The following is an 859-nucleotide window of genomic DNA, read 5'->3' on the forward strand; positions in this document are numbered from 1 at the left end:
GGGGAGATGGGGAGGTGGGGAGAAATTTATTATATTCCCTATTCCTAATTCCCTTCTTACTGTCACCTGTCACCTGTCACCTGTTCCCTACCACCTAATTACGCTAACCAGAAAGCTTTTTTCCACATCTATCTTGTCGATGATTTTACATAACTAAAACTTATTATAAAGAAATAACTAAATTTCATTACTAATCGTGGTCAATTTTCCGTTACAACGTTTAGTTTTTCCCGTAGTATCAGAATTAAAGCAAATTTAAAGCAGCGGCTAATCTCATAGGACTAGCTGTGAGCTTTGCTTTAGGATAACTTATACTGCCGTTGGTACAAGAGAGGAAAACTAAATGGCTACCTACAAAGTCAGATTAATCAACGAAGCTGAAGGTTTCGACCAAACAATTGATGTTGACGACGATGTTTATATTCTAGACGCTGCTGAAGAAAAGGGTTTTGACTTACCCTACTCTTGCCGCGCTGGTGCTTGTTCCACTTGTGCAGGTAAAATTAAATCTGGTACAGTTGACCAATCTGGACAATCATGCTTAGATGGTGATCAAATCGAAGCTGTATATGTTTTAACTTTTGTTGCATACCCAACTTCTAACTGTGAAATCTACACTCACAAAGAAGAAGACCTTTACTAAGAGCTTAGGCATTGTATTAATCAACGCGACTTTACAATCACATACTCAGTGGTCATAAGGAAAGAAAACAATTTTTATCCTTATTTTCCGATAGTTTAATACAAAATAAATTTCTCCATTTTTTTTGGAGAAAAACCCAGGGGAGGAACAAATCTTTATTTTCTGTTTCCTCCCCATTGTTTTTTTTACAGGAGGCAGGGTGCAGGGGGCAGGGGG

The 859-nt window shown here is 38.0% G+C and carries 1 protein-coding gene; it reads left to right on the forward strand.

All coding sequences use genetic code 11. The annotated features are described in order from the left end of the window. Nucleotides 1-343 precede the first annotated feature (343 nt). Complete coding sequence (locus A0J48_RS26480) at nucleotides 344-643, forward strand: 2Fe-2S iron-sulfur cluster-binding protein (protein ID WP_200327551.1); 300 nt, start codon at nucleotides 344-346, stop codon at nucleotides 641-643. The last annotated feature ends 216 nt before the right edge of the window (nucleotides 644-859 follow it).

It is taken from the genome of Sphaerospermopsis aphanizomenoides BCCUSP55, from assembly GCF_001586785.1.
Lineage (GTDB): Bacteria > Cyanobacteriota > Cyanobacteriia > Cyanobacteriales > Nostocaceae > Sphaerospermopsis_A > Sphaerospermopsis_A aphanizomenoides_A.

Coding starts and splice junctions, on each gene's coding strand:
- A0J48_RS26480 (WP_200327551.1), top strand. CDS start 344: ATGGCTACCTACAAAGTCAGATTAATCAACGAAGCTGAAGGTTTCGAC.